At 64.0% G+C, this 16887-nt stretch carries 17 protein-coding genes; 8 read left to right on the top strand and 9 right to left on the bottom strand.

Features of this window, described 5'->3' with window-relative positions:
• Positions 1 to 129: 129 nt before the first annotated feature.
• From V9K84_RS05745 to V9K84_RS05735, 3 genes are all read right to left on the bottom strand, one after another.
• Positions 130 to 1965, bottom strand: a complete 1836-nt coding sequence (locus V9K84_RS05745; protein WP_088515139.1) for an NAD(P)/FAD-dependent oxidoreductase — start codon at positions 1963 to 1965, stop codon at positions 130 to 132.
• A gap of 149 nt (positions 1966 to 2114) precedes the next feature.
• Positions 2115 to 4187 carry a PQQ-dependent dehydrogenase, methanol/ethanol family gene (locus tag V9K84_RS05740; protein ID WP_058541185.1) on the bottom strand — a complete coding sequence of 691 codons (2073 nt, stop codon included), beginning with the start codon at positions 4185 to 4187 and terminating at the stop codon, positions 2115 to 2117.
• Positions 4188 to 4221: 34 nt separating this feature from the next.
• A complete protein-coding gene (locus V9K84_RS05735) occupies positions 4222 to 5145 on the bottom strand; it encodes a transporter (RefSeq protein WP_052504233.1) in 924 nt (307 codons plus the stop codon).
• Positions 5146 to 5503: 358 nt separating this feature from the next.
• On the opposite strand from V9K84_RS05735, the gene V9K84_RS05730 reads away from it, so the two are divergent.
• Entirely contained in the window at positions 5504 to 6994 is a 1491-nt protein-coding gene (locus V9K84_RS05730; RefSeq protein ID WP_043861048.1) for an aldehyde dehydrogenase family protein, read from the top strand.
• A gap of 78 nt (positions 6995 to 7072) precedes the next feature.
• Here V9K84_RS05730 and V9K84_RS05725 read toward each other — a convergent pair whose 3' ends face one another.
• Together V9K84_RS05725 and V9K84_RS05720 are read right to left on the bottom strand one after the other, a co-directional pair.
• Positions 7073 to 7378 (bottom strand): NIPSNAP family protein, encoded by a 306-nt coding sequence (locus V9K84_RS05725; RefSeq protein ID WP_043861047.1) that lies wholly within the window; start codon positions 7376 to 7378, stop codon positions 7073 to 7075.
• A gap of 117 nt (positions 7379 to 7495) precedes the next feature.
• Positions 7496 to 7873, bottom strand: coding sequence for an SH3 domain-containing protein (locus V9K84_RS05720; protein WP_088515140.1), 378 nt, complete (start codon positions 7871 to 7873; stop codon positions 7496 to 7498).
• A 96-nt stretch (positions 7874 to 7969) separates the two neighbouring features.
• Between V9K84_RS05720 and V9K84_RS05715 the strand changes: the two genes are divergently transcribed.
• A complete protein-coding gene (locus V9K84_RS05715) occupies positions 7970 to 8284 on the top strand; it encodes a hypothetical protein (RefSeq protein ID WP_043861086.1) in 315 nt (104 codons plus the stop codon).
• A gap of 110 nt (positions 8285 to 8394) precedes the next feature.
• Here the strand turns inward: V9K84_RS05715 and V9K84_RS05710 are convergent, their stop codons facing one another.
• The gene (locus tag V9K84_RS05710; protein ID WP_043861044.1) at positions 8395 to 8862 is read right to left on the bottom strand and encodes a YbaK/EbsC family protein; all 468 of its coding nucleotides are present in this window, start codon (positions 8860 to 8862) and stop codon (positions 8395 to 8397) included.
• A gap of 76 nt (positions 8863 to 8938) precedes the next feature.
• Positions 8939 to 10717: a gamma-glutamyltransferase gene (gene ggt / locus V9K84_RS05705; RefSeq protein WP_088515246.1), complete on the bottom strand. Its 1779-nt coding sequence runs from the start codon at positions 10715 to 10717 to the stop codon at positions 8939 to 8941.
• Between the two features lie 234 nt (positions 10718 to 10951).
• Here ggt and V9K84_RS05700 point away from each other — a divergent pair, with 234 nt between their 5' ends.
• Positions 10952 to 12139, top strand: a complete 1188-nt coding sequence (locus V9K84_RS05700) for an MFS transporter (RefSeq protein ID WP_178075074.1) — start codon at positions 10952 to 10954, stop codon at positions 12137 to 12139.
• A gap of 27 nt (positions 12140 to 12166) precedes the next feature.
• On the opposite strand, the gene V9K84_RS05695 is transcribed toward V9K84_RS05700, so the two are convergent.
• Positions 12167 to 12454 carry a DUF3077 domain-containing protein gene (locus V9K84_RS05695; RefSeq protein WP_168186849.1) on the bottom strand — a complete coding sequence of 96 codons (288 nt, stop codon included), beginning with the start codon at positions 12452 to 12454 and terminating at the stop codon, positions 12167 to 12169.
• A 155-nt stretch (positions 12455 to 12609) separates the two neighbouring features.
• Here V9K84_RS05695 and V9K84_RS05690 point away from each other — a divergent pair, with 155 nt between their 5' ends.
• Together V9K84_RS05690 and V9K84_RS05685 are read left to right on the top strand one after the other, a co-directional pair.
• Positions 12610 to 13056 carry a helix-turn-helix transcriptional regulator gene (locus tag V9K84_RS05690; RefSeq protein WP_168186850.1) on the top strand — a complete coding sequence of 149 codons (447 nt, stop codon included), beginning with the start codon at positions 12610 to 12612 and terminating at the stop codon, positions 13054 to 13056.
• Positions 13057 to 13159: 103 nt separating this feature from the next.
• Positions 13160 to 13624, top strand: coding sequence for a hypothetical protein (locus V9K84_RS05685; protein WP_238596440.1), 465 nt, complete (start codon positions 13160 to 13162; stop codon positions 13622 to 13624).
• An 86-nt stretch (positions 13625 to 13710) separates the two neighbouring features.
• On the opposite strand, the gene V9K84_RS05680 is transcribed toward V9K84_RS05685, so the two are convergent.
• Entirely contained in the window at positions 13711 to 13893 is a 183-nt protein-coding gene (locus tag V9K84_RS05680) for a hypothetical protein (RefSeq protein ID WP_088515143.1), read from the bottom strand.
• A gap of 335 nt (positions 13894 to 14228) precedes the next feature.
• Here V9K84_RS05680 and V9K84_RS05675 point away from each other — a divergent pair, with 335 nt between their 5' ends.
• From V9K84_RS05675 to V9K84_RS05665, 3 genes are all read left to right on the top strand, one after another.
• A complete protein-coding gene (locus V9K84_RS05675; RefSeq protein WP_088515144.1) occupies positions 14229 to 15212 on the top strand; it encodes a DUF1852 domain-containing protein in 984 nt (327 codons plus the stop codon).
• Positions 15213 to 15240: 28 nt separating this feature from the next.
• On the top strand, positions 15241 to 16272 hold the full coding sequence (locus V9K84_RS05670) for a methionine synthase (protein WP_088515145.1): 1032 nt from the start codon (positions 15241 to 15243) through the stop codon (positions 16270 to 16272).
• Between the two features lie 85 nt (positions 16273 to 16357).
• Positions 16358 to 16867 carry a flavin reductase family protein gene (locus V9K84_RS05665; RefSeq protein WP_088515146.1) on the top strand — a complete coding sequence of 170 codons (510 nt, stop codon included), beginning with the start codon at positions 16358 to 16360 and terminating at the stop codon, positions 16865 to 16867.
• Positions 16868 to 16887 lie beyond the last annotated feature (20 nt).

The following is a 16887-nucleotide window of genomic DNA, read 5'->3' as shown; positions in this document are numbered from 1 at the left end:
CAGTGGCCAACAGCCCCCCACGCACACCCAGGGAAGCTGTTCAGTTTGTAATCAAACTGACGCAGCCCTTGTGGTACGTAGCGTGTAGCGCTTTATCCACAGAGCTACCCACTTTTTTTGTGGATAGCTTCAGCGCAGTTCGACCGGTTGCAGGTCGGCCCAGGATTCCACCGGGCCGGGGTTGCTCGGGTCGCTCGCGCCGCCCAGGCACACGGCAATCTTGTTCACGGCATTGAGTGCGCTGGTGACCGCGCCCTCGGCCCACCCACCGGTCCAGGACACGTCGTCGCCGGCCAGCACGAAGCCGTAGGGCGTGGCGCTGCCCACCCCGGTCATGAACTGCGCGAAGAGCCTGCGCTGGTAGGCGTACTGCCCGGGCAGGTTCATCTTGAAGGCGCCCAGGTAGTGCGGCTGGTCCTCCCAGTTGAACTCGACGAAGGTGTTGCTGGCACTGTAGTGCGCGGCGAGGTCCACGTTGGGGTAGATGGCCTGCAGCAATGTGGTGCACAGCTGGGCATGCTGCGGCGCCGGCCTGGCGCGGTCGCCCAGGAACTTCAGCGCATCGTCGTTCCAGGTGTACGACAGGAAGATGCCGCTGCCGCGGTAGCCGCTTGGCGCCTGCGCGTAATCGACCAGGTAGGTGCCACGGGTGAGGCCATCGGAAAGCGTCACGCTCAGCGTGCGTTCCTGCATCGGCCCCGGTCGTTCGTGCCAGAAGGGCCGCCGGGTGGCCGCGAAGATCTTTGCCGACTGCATGTAGTGAGTGTATTTGACGGCCTCCCAGGTCGCGCTGGGCAGCAGCGCGTCCATGGCCTTCAGTTGCTGCACGTTGCCGCTGGCGCGCAGCTTGTCGAGCACCCGCAGGTGCGGGGTGTAGACCACGTGGCCGATGGTCAGCCAGGCACTGGTATCGCGCTTGAGGTCGTGGACCAGTACCGAGAACTCACCGTTCGCCAGCGGGCTGATATGCCGGACTTCCTGGTTGAACGGCTCGGCGAATACCTGGCGGGTCATCGACTCGACGCTGCTGTCGCCCTGGCCGTTGTCGCAGGGGTCGCCCAACGCAGTGGGCGATTGCGTCCACAGCGCCCTGGGCAGTGCCTCGGCGCCCTGGTACATGAGCCGGTGGCTGGCATCCAGCCCGGTGTACAGCACCCGCAGCACTTCGAGGATGCTGTTGGGGTAGTCGGTGTTCCAGCCACCGGTGCCGAAGCCGATCTGGCCGAACAGGTTGATCTGCTCGCGGCTCCACCCCGACTCCTGCAGCAGGGCCTGGTAGAAGCTGACGTCGTCCCAGCTGCGGCCGGCGCCGCAGTGGACGATGGCATTCCACAGGCGCTTGATGGCTTTCTGGTCGATGCTGCCTTCGGTCATGGCGGTTTCCAGTTCATGGAAGTGGAACGGCGCGCCCGCCAGAAAGGTGTCGAAGAACTGCTCTTCGAGCTGCAGGTACTCCGGTGGCACGGGAAACACCGGGCTGTCGTGCTCGTAGTACTTCACGCGGCCCTGGTAGTCGACCACGGTGCTGACTGCGGCCGCTGTGCCGGGGTTGGGAAAGTCCGCCGACTGCGCGGTCATGCCCACCTTGTCGAAGTAGTGGAACAGCGCCTTGCCGGATACCGGAAAGCGCATGGCGCCCAGCTCGCAGATCACCTCGGCGCCGGGGTCGCCCATGACCCTGGAATACAGCCGCCCGCCGATGCGCTCGCCGGCCTCCAGCACCACCGGGTGCAGGCCCATCTTCAGCAGTTCGTAGGCCGCCACCAGGCCGGCGATACCGGCGCCGACCACCAGCACCTTGCGGCCCCAGCACTCGGGCGGCACTCGGCACAGCGGCTGGCCGGCAGCACGGGCGGCGGCGAGGTAGTCGGCGTAGTGGAACGGGAAGTCCGGGACCAGCGCGGTCACGTCCTTGTTGCGGGCAAGTGGCGTCCTGCGGGGGCTGCGCGAAGGGATGGCGGACATGGCAGTGGCTCCAGGGGCAATCGGGCTCTTGCGTTGAAGTCACAAAGACTGCCAGCGATGTGACTACTTTCAGAAAAGACCAGATCGACCCGGAGCACCAACACGCACCCGACCGGCGGCCTGTGACGTACACAGGCCGCCGGCGCGATTCAGGGTGCGGCTTTGTGCCGCGCCATGTAGTCCTCGTACTCGCGCGACATCACGTAGAGCTTGATCTGCTCGACCTCCTCGGGCTTGAGCGAGTCGTCGAACGACGGCATGCCCAGTGGCTTGAGCGCGCCCTGCAGGACGATCTGCTGGAAGTGCTCGCGGGTGGCGTCGCTGGACTGGCGCAGGTCGGGAATCAAACCGCCGCTGATGGTGCCCATGCCGTGGCACACGCTGCAGAACTGGCCATACAGCTGCTTGCCGGCCTGCACCTGCTCGGGTGCTGCGGTGACGGGCTGGGGCACGCGCTCGACCTTGGCGGGCGCCGGGGCCGGTGGCGGCAACTGCGCCTTGCCATCGAGGGCGAACACCAGCAGGCGGCTGCGGTTCTTCATGCCCGGCAGGTTCATCGACTCGCCGCCGGTCAGGGTGGCCACGCCGCCCCAGCCGGCCATGATCGCCACGTACTGACGCCCGGCCAGTTCGAAGGTCATGGGCGCGGCAACGATGCCGCTTTGCGCCTCGAACTGCCACAGCGCCTCGCCCTTGTCGGCGGAATAGGCATGCATCTGCCCCGCCGCAGTGCCCTGGAACACCAGGTTGCCGGCGGTGCTCAGGGTGCCGCCGTTCCAGTGCGTGGGGTACGGCACCTTCCAGGCGGCCTTCTGCTTGACCGGGTCCCAGGCCAGCAAGGCGCCGCTGACCACGGCGGCCGGCACGTCGGTGGCGTCGGCAAAGCCGGCGGCGGTGTTGAATGCCTTGCGGGTAACGAAGTCCTTGCCTTCGTTGCGGTACACACCGGGCACTTCCTGGTAGGGGATGTACACCAGGCCGGTGCCGGGGTTGAACGACATCGAATGCCAGTTGTGCGCGCCGAAGGGGCTGGGCCACATCACGATGGGCTCTTTTTCGTAGCGCACCCCAGGGGCCTCGACCGGCCGGCCGGTGGCGAGGTCGACCTTCTCGGCCCAGGTGACCTTGCCGAACTTCTCGGCCGAGATCAGCTTGCCGTTGGTGCGGTCGAGCACGTAGAAGAAGCCGTTTTTAGGCGCCTGCATCAGGACCTTGCGCGGTTTGCCGTCGATGTTCAGCTCGGCCAGGGTGATCTGCTGGGTGGCGGTGAAGTCCCAGCTGTCGCCCGGGGTGACCTGGTAGTGCCAGGCCAGCTTGCCGGTGTCGGGGCGGATGGCGAGGATCGACGACAGGTACAGGTTGTCGCCACCGCCCGGGCTGCGCACCTCGCGGTTCCACGGCGAGCCGTTGCCGGTGCCGACGTAGAGCAGGTCCAGCTCGGGGTCGTAGGCCATGCTGTCCCACACCGTGCCGCCACCGCCGAGCTTCCAGTACTGGTCGCCCTGCCAGGTCTTGGCCGCTTCGCGCAGTTCGGGGTGCTCGTAGGGCAGCGCCGGGTCGCCCGGTACGGTGTAGAAGCGCCAGGCCAGTTTGCCGGTGTCGGCGTCATAGGCCGAGACGAAGCCGCGCACGCCGTATTCGGCGCCGCCGTTGCCGATGATGACCTTGCCTTTGACCACCCGTGGCGCGCCGGTGATGCTGTAGGGCTTGGCCGGGTCGGTGGTCTGCTGGCTCCAGATGGCCTTGCCGGTCTTGGCGTCGAGGGCGATCAGACGCCCGTCCAGGGTGCCGACGTAGACCTTGTCGCCCCAGAGTGCCACGCCGCGGTTGACCGCGTCGCAGCACGAGGTACGGGCCTTGACCTTGGCCACCTCGGGGTCGTAGCGCCACAGCTCCTTGCCGCTGGCGGCGTCGACCGCGATCACCCGGCTCCAGGACATCGAGGTGTAGATCACCCCGTCGTGGAACAGCGGTGTCGCCTCCAGGCCGCGGGTGTTGTCCAGGTCCATGTACCAGGCCAGGCCCAGTGACCTGACGTTGCTGGCGTCGATCTGTTTGAGCGGGCTGAAGCGTTGTTCGGCATAGGTGCGGCCGTGGCTGAGCCACTCGCCGCCGGCCTGTTCGGTGGCGCGGATGGCGGCCTCGTCCACCCCGGCGGCAAGGGCTGCCAGCGGGGTGGCCAGGCACAGCATCAGCAATGAAGTACGCAAAGGTTTTTTCATGTTCGGTGTCCTCGGTGATGGCTGCAGGTGCGGGTCAGAACACCTGCATCAGGCGTACGTTGAAGCGGTCGCCTTCCTTGAAACCGTTTTCCACCGACTGGTCACGGCCATAGTTGAACAGCAGCTGGGTCTTGGGCGTGACGAACCAGCCTGCGCCCACCAGAAACTTGGCGGTGTCGGGTTTGTCGTGCTGGTCGACGCCGTCCAGGCGGGTTTCGCCGCCCCACAACCTGGAGTAGCCCACGCGCAGGTCCAGGCTCGGGGTGAGCTGGTAGCGCAGGAACGCCTGGCCCTGGTACAGCGCGGACTGGCGCAGGGTCAGGCCGGCGGAGGTGGCGTCGTCGTTCTTGCCGAACCAGGTGACGTCGCCGATCAGGTCCAGCCACCACTTGTCGCCCAGGCCCTGGATATAGCCGGCCTGCAGCGCGAACTTCCAGCGGTTCTCGCCGATGTTGAGCGCGTCGTCGCGGTCGTAGCGGCCGGTGGGCACGTAGAGGAACGGGGTGATGCCGAAATAGGTCTTTTCTTCCGGGCGCTCCACCAGCCACACGGTGGAGGCCAGGATCAGGTCGCCGATGCCGCCATCGCTCTTGCCCAGGCCCGAGGTGTCGCGCTTGCCTTCGAGCTGGCCGAAGGGCAGCAGGAACTGCGGGTCGATGGTGAACCCGCCCAGCTTCATGAAGTGCACGCCCCTGAGAATGCCGATGTCGGAGTTCAGCCCGGCACGCACCGGCTGCTTGTGGCCACCGGAGTACAGCGAGCGACGTTCGGCATGCTGGTAGTAGACCATGCCCAGGTTGGTGCCTTCGGGCAAGGCGGTGTAGTCCCCGGCGTCCACATCCACGGCGTGCGCCTGGCTGCCCAGGCAGCCGGCGAGGCCCAGCGTCCAGGCCTGTGCCCAGCCCAATGCAGTACGACGGCGGTGTGCCGGCACGCTTGACAGTACGGTCTTGCTCATCGAGTCACCTGTTTATTGTTTTTGTCGGATGAGCCACCCAATGGGCGGCACACAGGCCGTAGCAGGCTTCGTGCCAACGAAATTAATCCATTGATATCAATTGGTTGCGCTTTGAGGGCGTCAACCTGCGGTGAAGTGCCCGGCTGCCACCTGCCCCGTTGCAGGCCCGGTTTGCAAGGCTTTGCGGGGTTTCTCAGGGGCGTCTCATGTGTCTCACCGTTTGTCTCGACCTAATACGCACAGAACCGGCTCAAGCCCTCCAAACCCCTGAAAAACAAGTACTTTGGTAGTAGAAAAAAGCTGGCACAAGGGTTGCTGAATGCCTCGGGTTCCTTTCAATAACAAGAGAGCCACACCCATGACCCATGCCTTCCCGGTTCACAGTGATACCCAGGCGTTCGTGCAGCGTCAGCACCGCATGCTGATCGGTGCCGACTGGCGCGGCGCCAGCGATGGCGCCACGCTGCAACTGCTCAACCCGGCCAACGGCCAGGCGCTGGCCCAGGTGCCTGCCGCCACGGTCGAGGATGTCGACCAGGCGGTACGTGCCGCGCGCCAGGCGTTCGATGACTCGCCCTGGAGCCGCATGCGCCCACGCGAGCGCCAGAACCTGCTGTGGAAGCTGGCCGACCTGATCGAGCGCGATGCCCAGGTGTTCGCCGAGCTCGAATGCCTGAACAACGGCAAGAGCGCGCAGGTGGCGCGGGTGATGGACGTGCAGATGGCCATCGACTCGCTGCGCTACATGGCCGGCTGGGCAACCAAGATCGAAGGCACCACGGTCGACCCGTCGCTGCCGCTGTTCGACGGCGAGTTCCATGCCTATGTGCGCCGCGAGGCGGTAGGTGTGGTGGGTGCCATCGTGGCGTGGAACTTCCCCCTGCTGCTGGCCTGCTGGAAGCTTGGGCCGGCGTTGGCCACCGGGTGCAGCGTAGTGCTCAAGCCGGCGGACGAGACCCCGCTGAGCGCGCTCAAGCTGGCCGAACTGGTACTGGAGGCCGGCTACCCGGCGGGCGTGTTCAACGTGGTCACCGGCGTGGGCGCGGTGGCCGGCGCGGCGCTGTCGGCGCACCCGCTGCTGGACAAGGTGACTTTCACCGGCTCGACCGAGGTGGGCAAGCTGATCGGCAAGGCGGCGATGGATTCGATGACGCGGGTGACGCTGGAGCTGGGCGGCAAATCGCCGACCATCATCCTGGCCGACGCCGACCTTGAGGTGGCCGCTGCCGGTGCCGCCAGCGCGATCTTCTTCAACCAGGGGCAGGTGTGCTGCGCGGGGTCGCGCCTGTATGTGCACCGCAAGCATTTCGACCGCGTGGTGGCCGATATTGCCGGCATCGCCAACGGCATGAAGCTGGGCAATGGCCTGGACCCGAGCATCGACATGGGCCCGTTGATCTCGGCCAAGCAGCAGGCACGGGTGGGCCGCTACATCGACATGGGCCGCGAGCTGGGCGCCAAGGTGGCGTGTGGCGGCGAGTATTACGGGCCGGGGTATTTCGTGCAGCCGACGGTGATTGCCGACGTCGACCAGCAGTGCCCGCTGGTGCAGGAGGAGATTTTCGGGCCGGTGCTGGTGGCGATTCCGTTCGACGACATGGACGAGGCGATTCGCCTGGCCAACGACAGTGCCTATGGCCTGGGCGCGAGCATCTGGTCCAACGACCTGGCGCAGGTGCACCGCATGGTGCCGCGCATCAAGTCGGGCTCGGTGTGGGTCAACTGTCACAGTGCGCTGGACCCGGCGCTGCCGTTTGGCGGCTACAAGCTGTCGGGCGTGGGGCGCGAGATGGGCGCGGCGGCCATCGAGCATTACACCGAGCTGAAGTCGGTGGTGATGAAGCTGTAGGCGGCAGTTGGGGCCGCTCTGCGGCACGATCGCGGGTCAAGCCCGCTCCCACTGGAGGGGGCTTGCGCCGTGATGGGGTCAGCCCAGTACAGGGCGGAAGAAACTGCGCTCGTAGCTGATGATGCACCGGGTGTCTTCGGCGTACTTGAACGCGGCGATGCACTCGGCGTCGGTTTTCGACTGTTCGCGGTAACGTTCGTACGCTGCCAGGCTCGGGAACGAGAACATCGCCAGGGCGACGTTGTTGGCGCCTTCGCTGGGCAGGAAGTAGCCATGGTGCTGGCCGCCGAATTTCTCTACCAGCGGTATCCACATGCGCCCGTAGGCTTCGAACTCTTGCAGCTTGTAGGCATCGACGATGTAGCGCAGGTAGCAGGTAACCATTGCAGCACTCCATGAAAGGGACCGGCAGCGAGCCTAGTGGGCGTCACGGGCGGGCGTCAATACGCGACGGGTGCAGCGAGCATCAGCGCTCGCACCGTTGAACCCGCGTGCAGCCTTTCAGCGGGTCGGTGCCGCCGGCGCCTGTTCGATGTGGCGCAGATGGCTTGAAGGCACCCAGCCGGCCTGCGCGTCGCGCGACCTTGTGCACCAGGACCAGCCGTTGAGCGACCTCACGCAGAGCAACTCATCGCCAATGTCCACGTCCAGCTCCCTGGCGGTGTAGTCCTCGCGCGCGCGGCCTGCCTGCTCGCCCAGCCTTTCGATCACCTGCGTCGGCACCCAGCCACCCTGCTGGCCGGGCGTGGTGCAGAAGTACCAGTTGTCCCATCCTTCATCGCCCTGGTACACCTCCCCCACCTCCAGCACGGCCCCCTTGGCAAAGGTGATGGGCTGAGGGAATTCGCTGCGGTGCGCTGTAATCACGCGGTATTGCATGTGTCTTCTCCTTGGTGAACTGAAGCCGGCGCCCACCCAGCGGCGCGGCTGTGCGAAAATAGCGCCTTTGTTATCAATAGGTTGGAGATGTACGGTTTGGTTACACACTATTCGGCGAACGGCGCCAATGCCGCCTGCGGGCGTACCAGTCAGACCCTCAACAGCACTCAGGCAGCGGATCAGGTGTCGTGCAAGTCCTGCCTGCGCTCGCTGGCAGCCCCCGACTCCGCAGCCGTGGCCGCCAAGGCCAAGACCCCTTCGCTGGCCGAACTGCGCAAGCAGCGCCAGCAACAGGCCGCGCCGGCGCCGGTGCCCGCGTTCAGCGTCAAGGCCAGCTGGCAGGCCCGCCTGAGCAGCCAGGCCGACCGTTGCCGCCTGCCACGCGGTGCGCGCAAGCAGATCTGCGTGTGACCCCCGGGCAGGCCGGCTTGCCGTGGCAAGTCGGCCTGTCGTTGCCCTGCAACGGATAATCGAGCGGTTTTCATAACCCCGCGCCACCACCGCTTGCGCGCCTGACGACTTCAGGCCAGTGGCTGGATCACGTCGACCCACTGCGCGTTGACCAGGGTGGCCAGGCGCTCGGGCTCGATGCGCACCGCCGCATTGACCGCGCCGCCGGCGGGGAAGACCACCTCGAAGTCCTTCAGCGACTCGTCGCAGTACACCCGCAGCGGCTGGCTCAGGCCGAAGGGACACACGCCGCCGATGGGGTGGCCGGTGTGCTGCTCGACCTGCTCGGCCTCGAGCATGCGTGCCTTGACGCCGAACTGCTGCTTGTACTTGCGGTTGCACAGGCGCGCATCGCCGCGTACCACCAGCACGATCACCTCCTCGCCCACGCGCAGCGAGAGCGACTTGGCGATCTGCCCCGGCTCGACCGCCAGCGCCTCGGCGGCCAGGGCGACGGTGGCGGTGCTGGACGCCAGTTCCAGCACCTGCAGGTCGGGTGAATGGTGGGAGAAAAACGCTTTGACTGACTGCAGACTCATCTTCGCTTGATCCTCTGAAAAAACAGCCCTGGCGGGATACCGTTGCGTACCCTACCAGCTTGGGCAGGCAAAAAACTCAGTCGCCCAACGCGACGCCCTCGCGACGTGGGTCGGCACCGGCCGACCAGCCCTGCCCATCACGCACGATGACCTGCGTGCCGCTGGTCATCTCGATGGGCGATACCGCATGCCCGCGGGCCTTGAGCTGCTCGATCAGGGCGGGGCCGACCAGCCCGGCCTCCACTTCGGTGCCGACGTTGCGGCTGCCGAAGTTGGGCAGGTCGACGGCCTGCTGCGGGTCGAGCTTCCAGTCCAGCAAGCCGATCAGCGCCTTGTTCACGTACTCGATGATCTGCGAGCCGCCGGGCGAGCCGAGGGCGGCCACCAGCTGGCCGCTGGCCTGGTCGAACACCAGGGTCGGCGCCATCGAGGAGCGCGGCCGCTTGCCCGGTGCGACGCGGTTGGCCACCGGCTTGCCGTTCTCCTCGGGGATGAACGAAAAGTCGGTCATCTGGTTGTTGAGCAGAAAGCCCTTGACCAGCACATGAGAGCCGAACGCCGCCTCGACCGAGGTGGTCATCGACAGCGCGCCGCCCTGATCGTCCACCGCGACGATCTGCGAGGTGGAAATGCGCAACGGCGAGCGGTCAGGTGCCCATGCCAGGGGCATGCCGGGCGGCACACCGGCAGTGGCGACGCCCATGCTCCGGTCACCGATCAGCGTGGCGCGTTGGGCCAGGTACGCCTTGCTGGTGAGCCCTGGCACATTGACCGGCACCTGGTCGCTGTCGGCCAGGTACAGGGCGCGGTCGGCATAGGCCAGGCGCTCGGCTTCGGCAATCAGGTGCACGGCCTGGGCGGAGGGTTGCATGACGCCCCCGGGGCGAGCTTTTTCGGGCGCCATCGCGGCCAGGTCCAGTGCCGGTTTCTGGCGCTGCAGCGCCTCCAGGATGCCCAGCGTCTGCAGTACCGCGACGCCACCGGACGACGGTGGCGGCATGCCGCAGACCGTCCACTGCTTGTACGGCCCGCATACCGGCTCGCGCACCTTGGCCCGATAGCCTGCAATGTCGCCCAGCGACAACGTGCCGGGGTTACTGTGGGTATTGACCTGCTGCACCATCGCCTCGGCGATGGGCCCGTGGTAGAAGGCGTCCGGGCCCTGGTTGGCGATGGCCTCCAGGGTTTGCGCCAGTTCGGGGTTCTTCAGCAGCGTGCCCACGGGCAAGGGCTGGCCCTGGGGCGTGAGCAGGTAACGGGCCAGTGCAGGCGACTGCGGTATCGAGGTGGAGGCGGCAATCAGGGCATGCAGCCGCGCAGACACGGGGAAGCCGTCGCGGGCCAGGTCGATGGCCGGCTGGAACAGCGCGCGCCAGGGCAGCTTGCCGTGTTGCTGGTGCGCCATCTCCAGGGCCCTGAGCACACCGGGCACGCCCACCGAGCGACCGCCGATCTGGGCGTCCTTGAATCCCATCGGCGTGCCGTCCGGCTTCAGGAACAGGCGGCTGTCGGCCCCTTGGGGCGCCGTCTCCCGCCCATCGAACGCCTGCACCTGCTTGCCATCCCAGTACAGGATGAAGGCGCCGCCGCCGATGCCGCTGGACTGCGGCTCCACCAGGGTCAACACCGCCTGCATGGCAATGGCGGCATCGATCGCAGACCCGCCCTTGCGCAGCATCGCCTGGCCGGCGGCGCTTGCCAGGGGGTTGGCTGCCGCGGCCATGTGGTGCTGTGCCTGTACCGGGGCCATGCCTGTGCGGTAGCCCGAGGCGATTTCCGGGGCGGCGGGCAAGGCGGTGCTGGATGGCGCAGGCGGGGTTGCGCTGGTGCAGGCGCCGAGCAGCAACGCTGCCATCGAGAAGCCGAGGGCGTGGATCAGGTGTTTGCGGGTGGTTGGGTAACCGGTCAAGACCAACTCCATTGGGCGTTTGGGGAACGCGGGCAATGGTAGCGTGATTGACGCGAGCAGGCCCGGTACTCACCGCGCCTTGTGCGGCGAATCCAATGCGCGTGCCCTGATTCTCGACGCGTAGGGGGCAGATTGATTAAGCTTCCCGCTTTAACGTTTCAGTTTGTTTCAAGGATTCAGATGACCATTCAGCAAGCGCCGCCACTCGCCTATTCCAGAGCCACCGTCGGCAAGATGGAAGCCGCCATGGCCCTGGGAAGTTTTGCCATCGGTACCGGCGAGTTCGCGATCATGGGGCTGATGCCCGACATCGCCAGCAACCTGCACCTGAGCGAGCCCCAGGTGGGCCATGCCATCAGCGCCTATGCCCTGGGCGTGATGGTGGGTGCGCCGGCCCTGGCGATTCTGGGCGCCAAGCTGCTGCGCAAGCACATGCTGCTGTTGCTGATGGCGCTGTATGCGCTCGGCAACCTGGCCACGGCCTTCGCGCCCTCCTTCGCCGGGCTGGTGGCGTTTCGCTTTATCAGCGGCCTGCCCCACGGCGCCTACTTCGGCATCGCGGCGGTGGTGGCCTCGAGCATGGTGGCCACCGACCAGCGCGCGGGCGCGGTGGCACGGGTGATGATGGGGCTTACCCTGGCGATGCTGCTGGGCAACCCGGTGGCGACCTTCCTGGGGCAGTTCTTCGGCTGGCGCGCGGCGTTCGTGCTGGTGGGCGCGATTGCGCTGTGCACCATCGGGCTGGTGTGGCGCTACGTGCCGCAGCGTCACGATGAAGTACGCAGCGACCCGCGCAAGGAGCTCCAGGCGTTTCGCCTGCCTCAGGTGTGGATGGCGCTGGCCATCGCCTCGATCGGTTTTGCCGGCATGTTCTGCGTGTTCAGTTACCTGGCGCCGACCATGCTGCAGGTGACCAAGGTGTCGCCACAGTGGATTCCATTCGGGCTGGCGGCGTTCGGGGTGGGCGGCATCATCGGCAACATCGCGGGCGGCAAGCTGTTCGACCGCCTGCAGTTTCGCGCGGTGGGGTTGGTGCTGGTATGGTCGATTCTCGTGCTGAGCCTGTTCCCCTTCGCGGCCAGTTCGCCGTGGGGCGTGCTGCTGGGCTGCGGGCTGGTCGGCACCATGATCGCACTGGCCGCCCCCTTGCAGATTCGCCTGATGGACATTGCACATGAAGCGCCGAGCCTGGCGGCGGCATCGAACCATGCGGCGTTCAACCTGGCCAATGCGCTGGGGCCATGGTTTGGCGGCATGGCGATTACCGCGGGGTTCGGCTGGACCAGTACCGGCTACATTGGCGCGGCGACTGCGCTGGTGGGGTTGGGGATCTACCTGGTGGCGCGGCGGATGAAGGGCGGGCACTGAGGGGGTTAGCAGGGAGGTTTCGGTACATCATGGCGCCTCGCAAAACATGGCATGGGCAAGATCTTCAACCAGGGCTTTGGACATGCCGCTGAGATAATGAGCTGCCCAGATCATTGAGCCATCCTGCTGGATGCCTGCTTGCAAGGTGAGTTTGTATACGCAGCTCAAGAGCATGGCAGCTTGCTCCAGAGCGAAGTCGGCCGTGTGGCCGGGTTGTACGCGAAACAAACGATCTGCGCCTGGACCGCCCTCGCCTTCGCCGAAGGTCCCGGCGCCTACAGTTTTCAAGAGCGGTTGGGTTGAGCGAATAGTCATTGGTGATTTCCTGGCAACTGAATTCATGGCCCAGAAGCTGGTAGGTACACTCCGCACATGCAAGCCGACGTACCCTGACCGCCCCATTCGGATGACTATAGACCGTAGTTTGGGGCGGCGCAACATGGCTTTATGCTCCCATTTCGGAGAGCGGTATGTCATCGCGTAACGGACTTGCCGTGGTACTGCGGACATTGCGCGCCATCAAGGGTGTCGCTCAATCCGACCTGCCTGTTGATCGAAAACACCTGTACAAGCTCGAATCGGGTCTGACCGATGTCAGCATCAAAACCCTCAGCGCCCTCGCTAATTCGCTCGGCATGATGCCTGCCACATTGCTGATGCTGGCGGCTGTGGTCGAGCAAGGTGTCTCGGTTCAGGATGCACTTGATCGTGTTGGTGCAGAACTGGATGAGTTCAAGCAATTGGGAGGCGATGCCGAGATGGCACGTCAACGCAATGGTGGGGCGGTCAGCGCACGTGAAGCGGCAAGAGCTGATCGGGCGGCGAAGATCCAGGCGTGCAAGGCCAAGGGACTGTCGCAGAGGGAGACCGCAGTGGCGTTGGGATTGGCTAAATCGACTGTGGCCAGGGCTTGGTAATGCCAGTTGGCTCTACTTGCGTAGAGCCTGTTTGGCGATAACGCTGACCCAGCTTTAGCCCCTCCTGTGCGCCTGACAACGTAGTACCCCGGCACAAACCAACGTGAACCAGCTTTCAATCGCCAGCTTCAAATCGAAGTACAGCCAGGGCTTCTACTCGACATTCGCCATCGATGGCGTGCCGCTGGAAGTCTGGCTGCCAATACGAGACCCCGCTGCGCAGCTTCATCTGGTGGCAGCGCATGCCGGCCTCTACGGCGAAGACGATAATGAACTGGTGTGGGACCGCAGCTACTCCACTGCCCCTGGGTGGACCACCCTGGTGCCGCTGCTGGTGTGCTCCGATGACCTGGACCTGAGCTGCACGGTCATCGTCGTGGAGCAACACGCCCATGAGGATCACATCCACTGGCGGCGCTTCGGCCTGCTGCACGAGGTGATCACCCTGGAGCAGCCCCGCGTCAGCTGGTTCGAGGCCGCTTGCACCGCCACCTTCGAACGCGCCGAATTCCACCGCACACTGGATGAATTTCGCCGGCTGGAAGGCGTGGTGATGGCCTGGGACTAGGGTCTGCATGAAAAGTCTTGAGACGAAGGTCAGGCTGTTTTCCAGCATCACCGAGTATCAAGGCTTTTCGTACAGAGCCTAGGCCGTTATCGAAGCCTGGACTGTTCGCATGCAGCCTTGAGGCGCTGCATGGCATCGGGCGCCATGGGCGCAGTCATCATGGCCTGATAGTTCATGCATTCCCGGGTTTGCTGCTCAGCCGTGGGAGCGCCGCTGGAGGTACAGCCGGCGAGGATGAACAGCGCAAGGGCCGTGATCAGTGGTTTCATTTATATATCCGCAACAAGTGACGCCATGGCCTCCAGCGCCTTGAGGCCTCAATGGTCACCATGGCCTGCGCGCATCTTGAAAAAGCGAACCTGCCGCTTATTGGCCAAGGCGGAAAATAATAATCAAAAGCCCTGCAGATGAGCATCATGAGGGTGGCTAACGTTCCCATGAAATCAATTCAATTTAACTCGTTCGATGCCCGGACATAAAATACGCCCCAATTAAGGAACACTTCAAGACGCCCGAGCAAAAAAACCTACAACGAATCAAACTTGCCGAAGAGGGCAAATGTAGATTCGGTTTTTATCTCGGACCATCAGGGCACCCGATTAAAATGAGCACAGCATTTACATTCTCGATCAAGCGTATTTGTTTCGACGAACATTATCGCCCCGCTGAAAACACCCGCACGACTACCAACTTCGCAAACCTGGCGAGGGGGCAGCGTCGCCAGGAGAACCTGCGCAACACCCTGACGATGATCGACAATCGTTTCAACGCCCTGGCGCACTGGGACAACCCGAAAGGCGACCGCTACAACGTCGAACTTGAAATCATTTCCGTGGAAATGAACATGGATGCCGAGCACAGGGACACCGCCCTGCCGCTGATTGAAATATTGCAGACCACCATTGTGGATCGCAAAACAAGCGAACGCATCGAGGGCATCGTGGGCAACAACTTCTCCTCGTACGTGCGCGATTATGATTTCAGCGTGCTGTTGCTGGGGCACAACAAGAACCGGCAGGGGTTCAGTACGCCGGATGATTTCGGCGAGCTGCACGGCAAGCTGTTCAAGCATTTCGTGAACTCGAGCACTTATAAAGAACACTTCAAAAAACCACCGGTCATCTGCCTGAGTGTTTCAAGCAGCAAGACTTATCAGCGCACCGAGAACCAGCACCCGGTATTGGGCACCGAATACCAGCAGGACGAATATTCCCTGACCGATGAGTACTTCCGGAAGATGGGCCTGAAGGTTCGCTACTTCATGCCTGCCAACAGCGTGGCACCGCTGGCGTTCTACTTTGCGGGGGACTTGCTTGGGGATTACACCAACCTTGAACTGATCAGCACCATCAGCACGATGGATACCTTCCAGAAGATCTATCGCCCTGAAATCTACAACGCGAATTCAGCAGCAGGTCGATCCTATCAGCCGAGCTTGAATCACCAGGATTACTCGTTGACCCGCATTGTCTACGATCGAGAAGAGCGCAGTCAGTTGGCCATCGAACAGGGCAGGTTTGTCGAAGAGCACTTCATCAAGCCCTACCAGACCGTGCTTGAGCAGTGGTCCGCCCAATACGCGCTTTGATCATTCAGAACATACAAGGTCATCTATCGTGAAAAAACTGCTACCCACCTCCACTGCTGGCAGCCTGCCCAAACCGTCCTGGCTTGCACAACCCGAGACGCTCTGGTCGCCCTGGAAGCTGCACGGCGAGGAACTGCTCGAAGGCAAGCAGGATGCCTTGCGCCTGGCCCTGCAGGAACAGCAACACGCAGGCATTGATATCGTCAGCGACGGCGAACAGACCCGCCAGCATTTCGTTACCACCTTTATCGAGCACCTGAGCGGAGTGGATTTCGAGAAGCGCGAAACCGTCAGAATTCGTGACCGCTATGATGCAAGCGTGCCGACCGTTGTGGGCGCTGTTGCCAGGCAGAAACCGGTGTTTGTCGAAGATGCCAGGTTTCTGCGCCAGCAGACCAGCCAGCCTATCAAATGGGCCCTGCCCGGCCCCATGACCATGATCGACACGCTGTATGACAGCCACTACAAAAGCCGGGAAAAGCTGGCTTGGGAATTTGCCAAGATCCTCAATCAGGAAGCCCGAGAGCTGGAGGCGGCGGGCGTGGACATCATCCAGTTCGACGAGCCTGCCTTCAACGTGTTCTTCGACGAGGTGAATGACTGGGGCGTGGCCACCCTGGAACGGGCGATCGAAGGGCTCAAATGTGAAACGGCCGTGCATATTTGCTACGGCTACGGCATCAAGGCCAATACCGACTGGAAAAAGACGCTGGGCTCGGAGTGGCGCCAATATGAGGAAGCCTTCCCCAAGCTGCAGAAATCCGGCATCGATATCATCTCGCTGGAGTGCCACAACTCCCATGTCCCGATGGACCTGATCGAGCTGATTCGCGGCAAGAAAGTGATGGTGGGGGCCATCGATGTGGCGAACCACGCCATCGAAACCCCCGAGGAAGTGGCCAGCACCCTGCGCAAAGCGCTGCAGTTCGTGGACGCCGACAAGCTCTACCCGTGCACCAACTGCGGTATGGCCCCTCTGCCCCGCGAGGTGGCACGCGGCAAGCTGAACGCCTTGAGCGCCGGCGCGGACATCGTGCGCAGAGAGCTCTTGAACCGATAAGGGTGCAGGAGGGGTTGCAGCGCTGATCGAGCGGCTTGCCCCCTCCCCGCCGCCTTTGGACCCGCCCCTTCAGCCAGGACCTACCATGTCACGTTCCAGTACTGCCATCGAGCCATTGCGCTTTCGCGAAGCGCTCGGGCACTACGCATCCGGTATCACGGTGATCACGTCGCAGATCGAGGAGGAGCCGGTCGGCTTTACCTGCCAGTCGTTCTATAGCGTGTCGATGAGCCCGCCGCTGGTGTCGTTCAGCGTGATGGCCGGTTCGGCCAGCTACCCCAGGATCCGCCAGGCAGGCCGCTTCGCGGTCAATATCCTGTCCGGTGAACAGGCCGGGATCTCCAACCAGTTCGCCCGACGAGGTACCGACAAGTGGCAGGGCGTGCAATGGCAGGCATCGCCACTGGGTAACCCGATCATTGCCGGCAGCCTGCACTGGCTCGATTGCGAGATCCACGCCGAACACGTCGCCGGTGATCACCTGATCGTGATTGGCGAAGTGAAGGCGCTGAACCTGCAGCAAACTGCTGCCACGCAGCCCTTGCTGTACTTCAAGGGGCAATACTGCAACCTCGCCGCCCACGGCGCAAGCTGAGAAACCAGGGGCCTGGCCTT

This window comes from Pseudomonas sp. AE27, from assembly GCF_037113495.1.
GTDB lineage: Bacteria > Pseudomonadota > Gammaproteobacteria > Pseudomonadales > Pseudomonadaceae > Aquipseudomonas > Aquipseudomonas palmensis.
Note: the sequence above shows the minus strand (reverse complement) of the source record. Positions and strands in the feature narration are given on the sequence as shown.

Bases quoted from the DNA above. Each gene is read 5' to 3' on its own strand.
- V9K84_RS05745 (WP_088515139.1), bottom strand. From the start codon at position 1,965: ATGTCCGCCATCCCTTCGCGCAGCCCCCGCAGGACGCCACTTGCCCGC.
- V9K84_RS05740 (WP_058541185.1), bottom strand. From the start codon at position 4,187: ATGAAAAAACCTTTGCGTACTTCATTGCTGATGCTGTGCCTGGCCACC.
- V9K84_RS05735 (WP_052504233.1), bottom strand. From the start codon at position 5,145: ATGAGCAAGACCGTACTGTCAAGCGTGCCGGCACACCGCCGTCGTACT.
- V9K84_RS05730 (WP_043861048.1), top strand. From the start codon at position 5,504: ATGACCCATGCCTTCCCGGTTCACAGTGATACCCAGGCGTTCGTGCAG.
- V9K84_RS05725 (WP_043861047.1), bottom strand. From the start codon at position 7,378: ATGGTTACCTGCTACCTGCGCTACATCGTCGATGCCTACAAGCTGCAA.
- V9K84_RS05720 (WP_088515140.1), bottom strand. From the start codon at position 7,873: ATGCAATACCGCGTGATTACAGCGCACCGCAGCGAATTCCCTCAGCCC.
- V9K84_RS05710 (WP_043861044.1), bottom strand. From the start codon at position 8,862: ATGAGTCTGCAGTCAGTCAAAGCGTTTTTCTCCCACCATTCACCCGAC.
- ggt (WP_088515246.1), bottom strand. From the start codon at position 10,717: ATGGCAGCGTTGCTGCTCGGCGCCTGCACCAGCGCAACCCCGCCTGCG.
- V9K84_RS05700 (WP_178075074.1), top strand. From the start codon at position 10,952: ATGACCATTCAGCAAGCGCCGCCACTCGCCTATTCCAGAGCCACCGTC.
- V9K84_RS05695 (WP_168186849.1), bottom strand. From the start codon at position 12,454: ATGACTATTCGCTCAACCCAACCGCTCTTGAAAACTGTAGGCGCCGGG.
- V9K84_RS05690 (WP_168186850.1), top strand. From the start codon at position 12,610: ATGTCATCGCGTAACGGACTTGCCGTGGTACTGCGGACATTGCGCGCC.
- V9K84_RS05680 (WP_088515143.1), bottom strand. From the start codon at position 13,893: ATGAAACCACTGATCACGGCCCTTGCGCTGTTCATCCTCGCCGGCTGT.
- V9K84_RS05675 (WP_088515144.1), top strand. From the start codon at position 14,229: ATGAGCACAGCATTTACATTCTCGATCAAGCGTATTTGTTTCGACGAA.
- V9K84_RS05665 (WP_088515146.1), top strand. From the start codon at position 16,358: ATGTCACGTTCCAGTACTGCCATCGAGCCATTGCGCTTTCGCGAAGCG.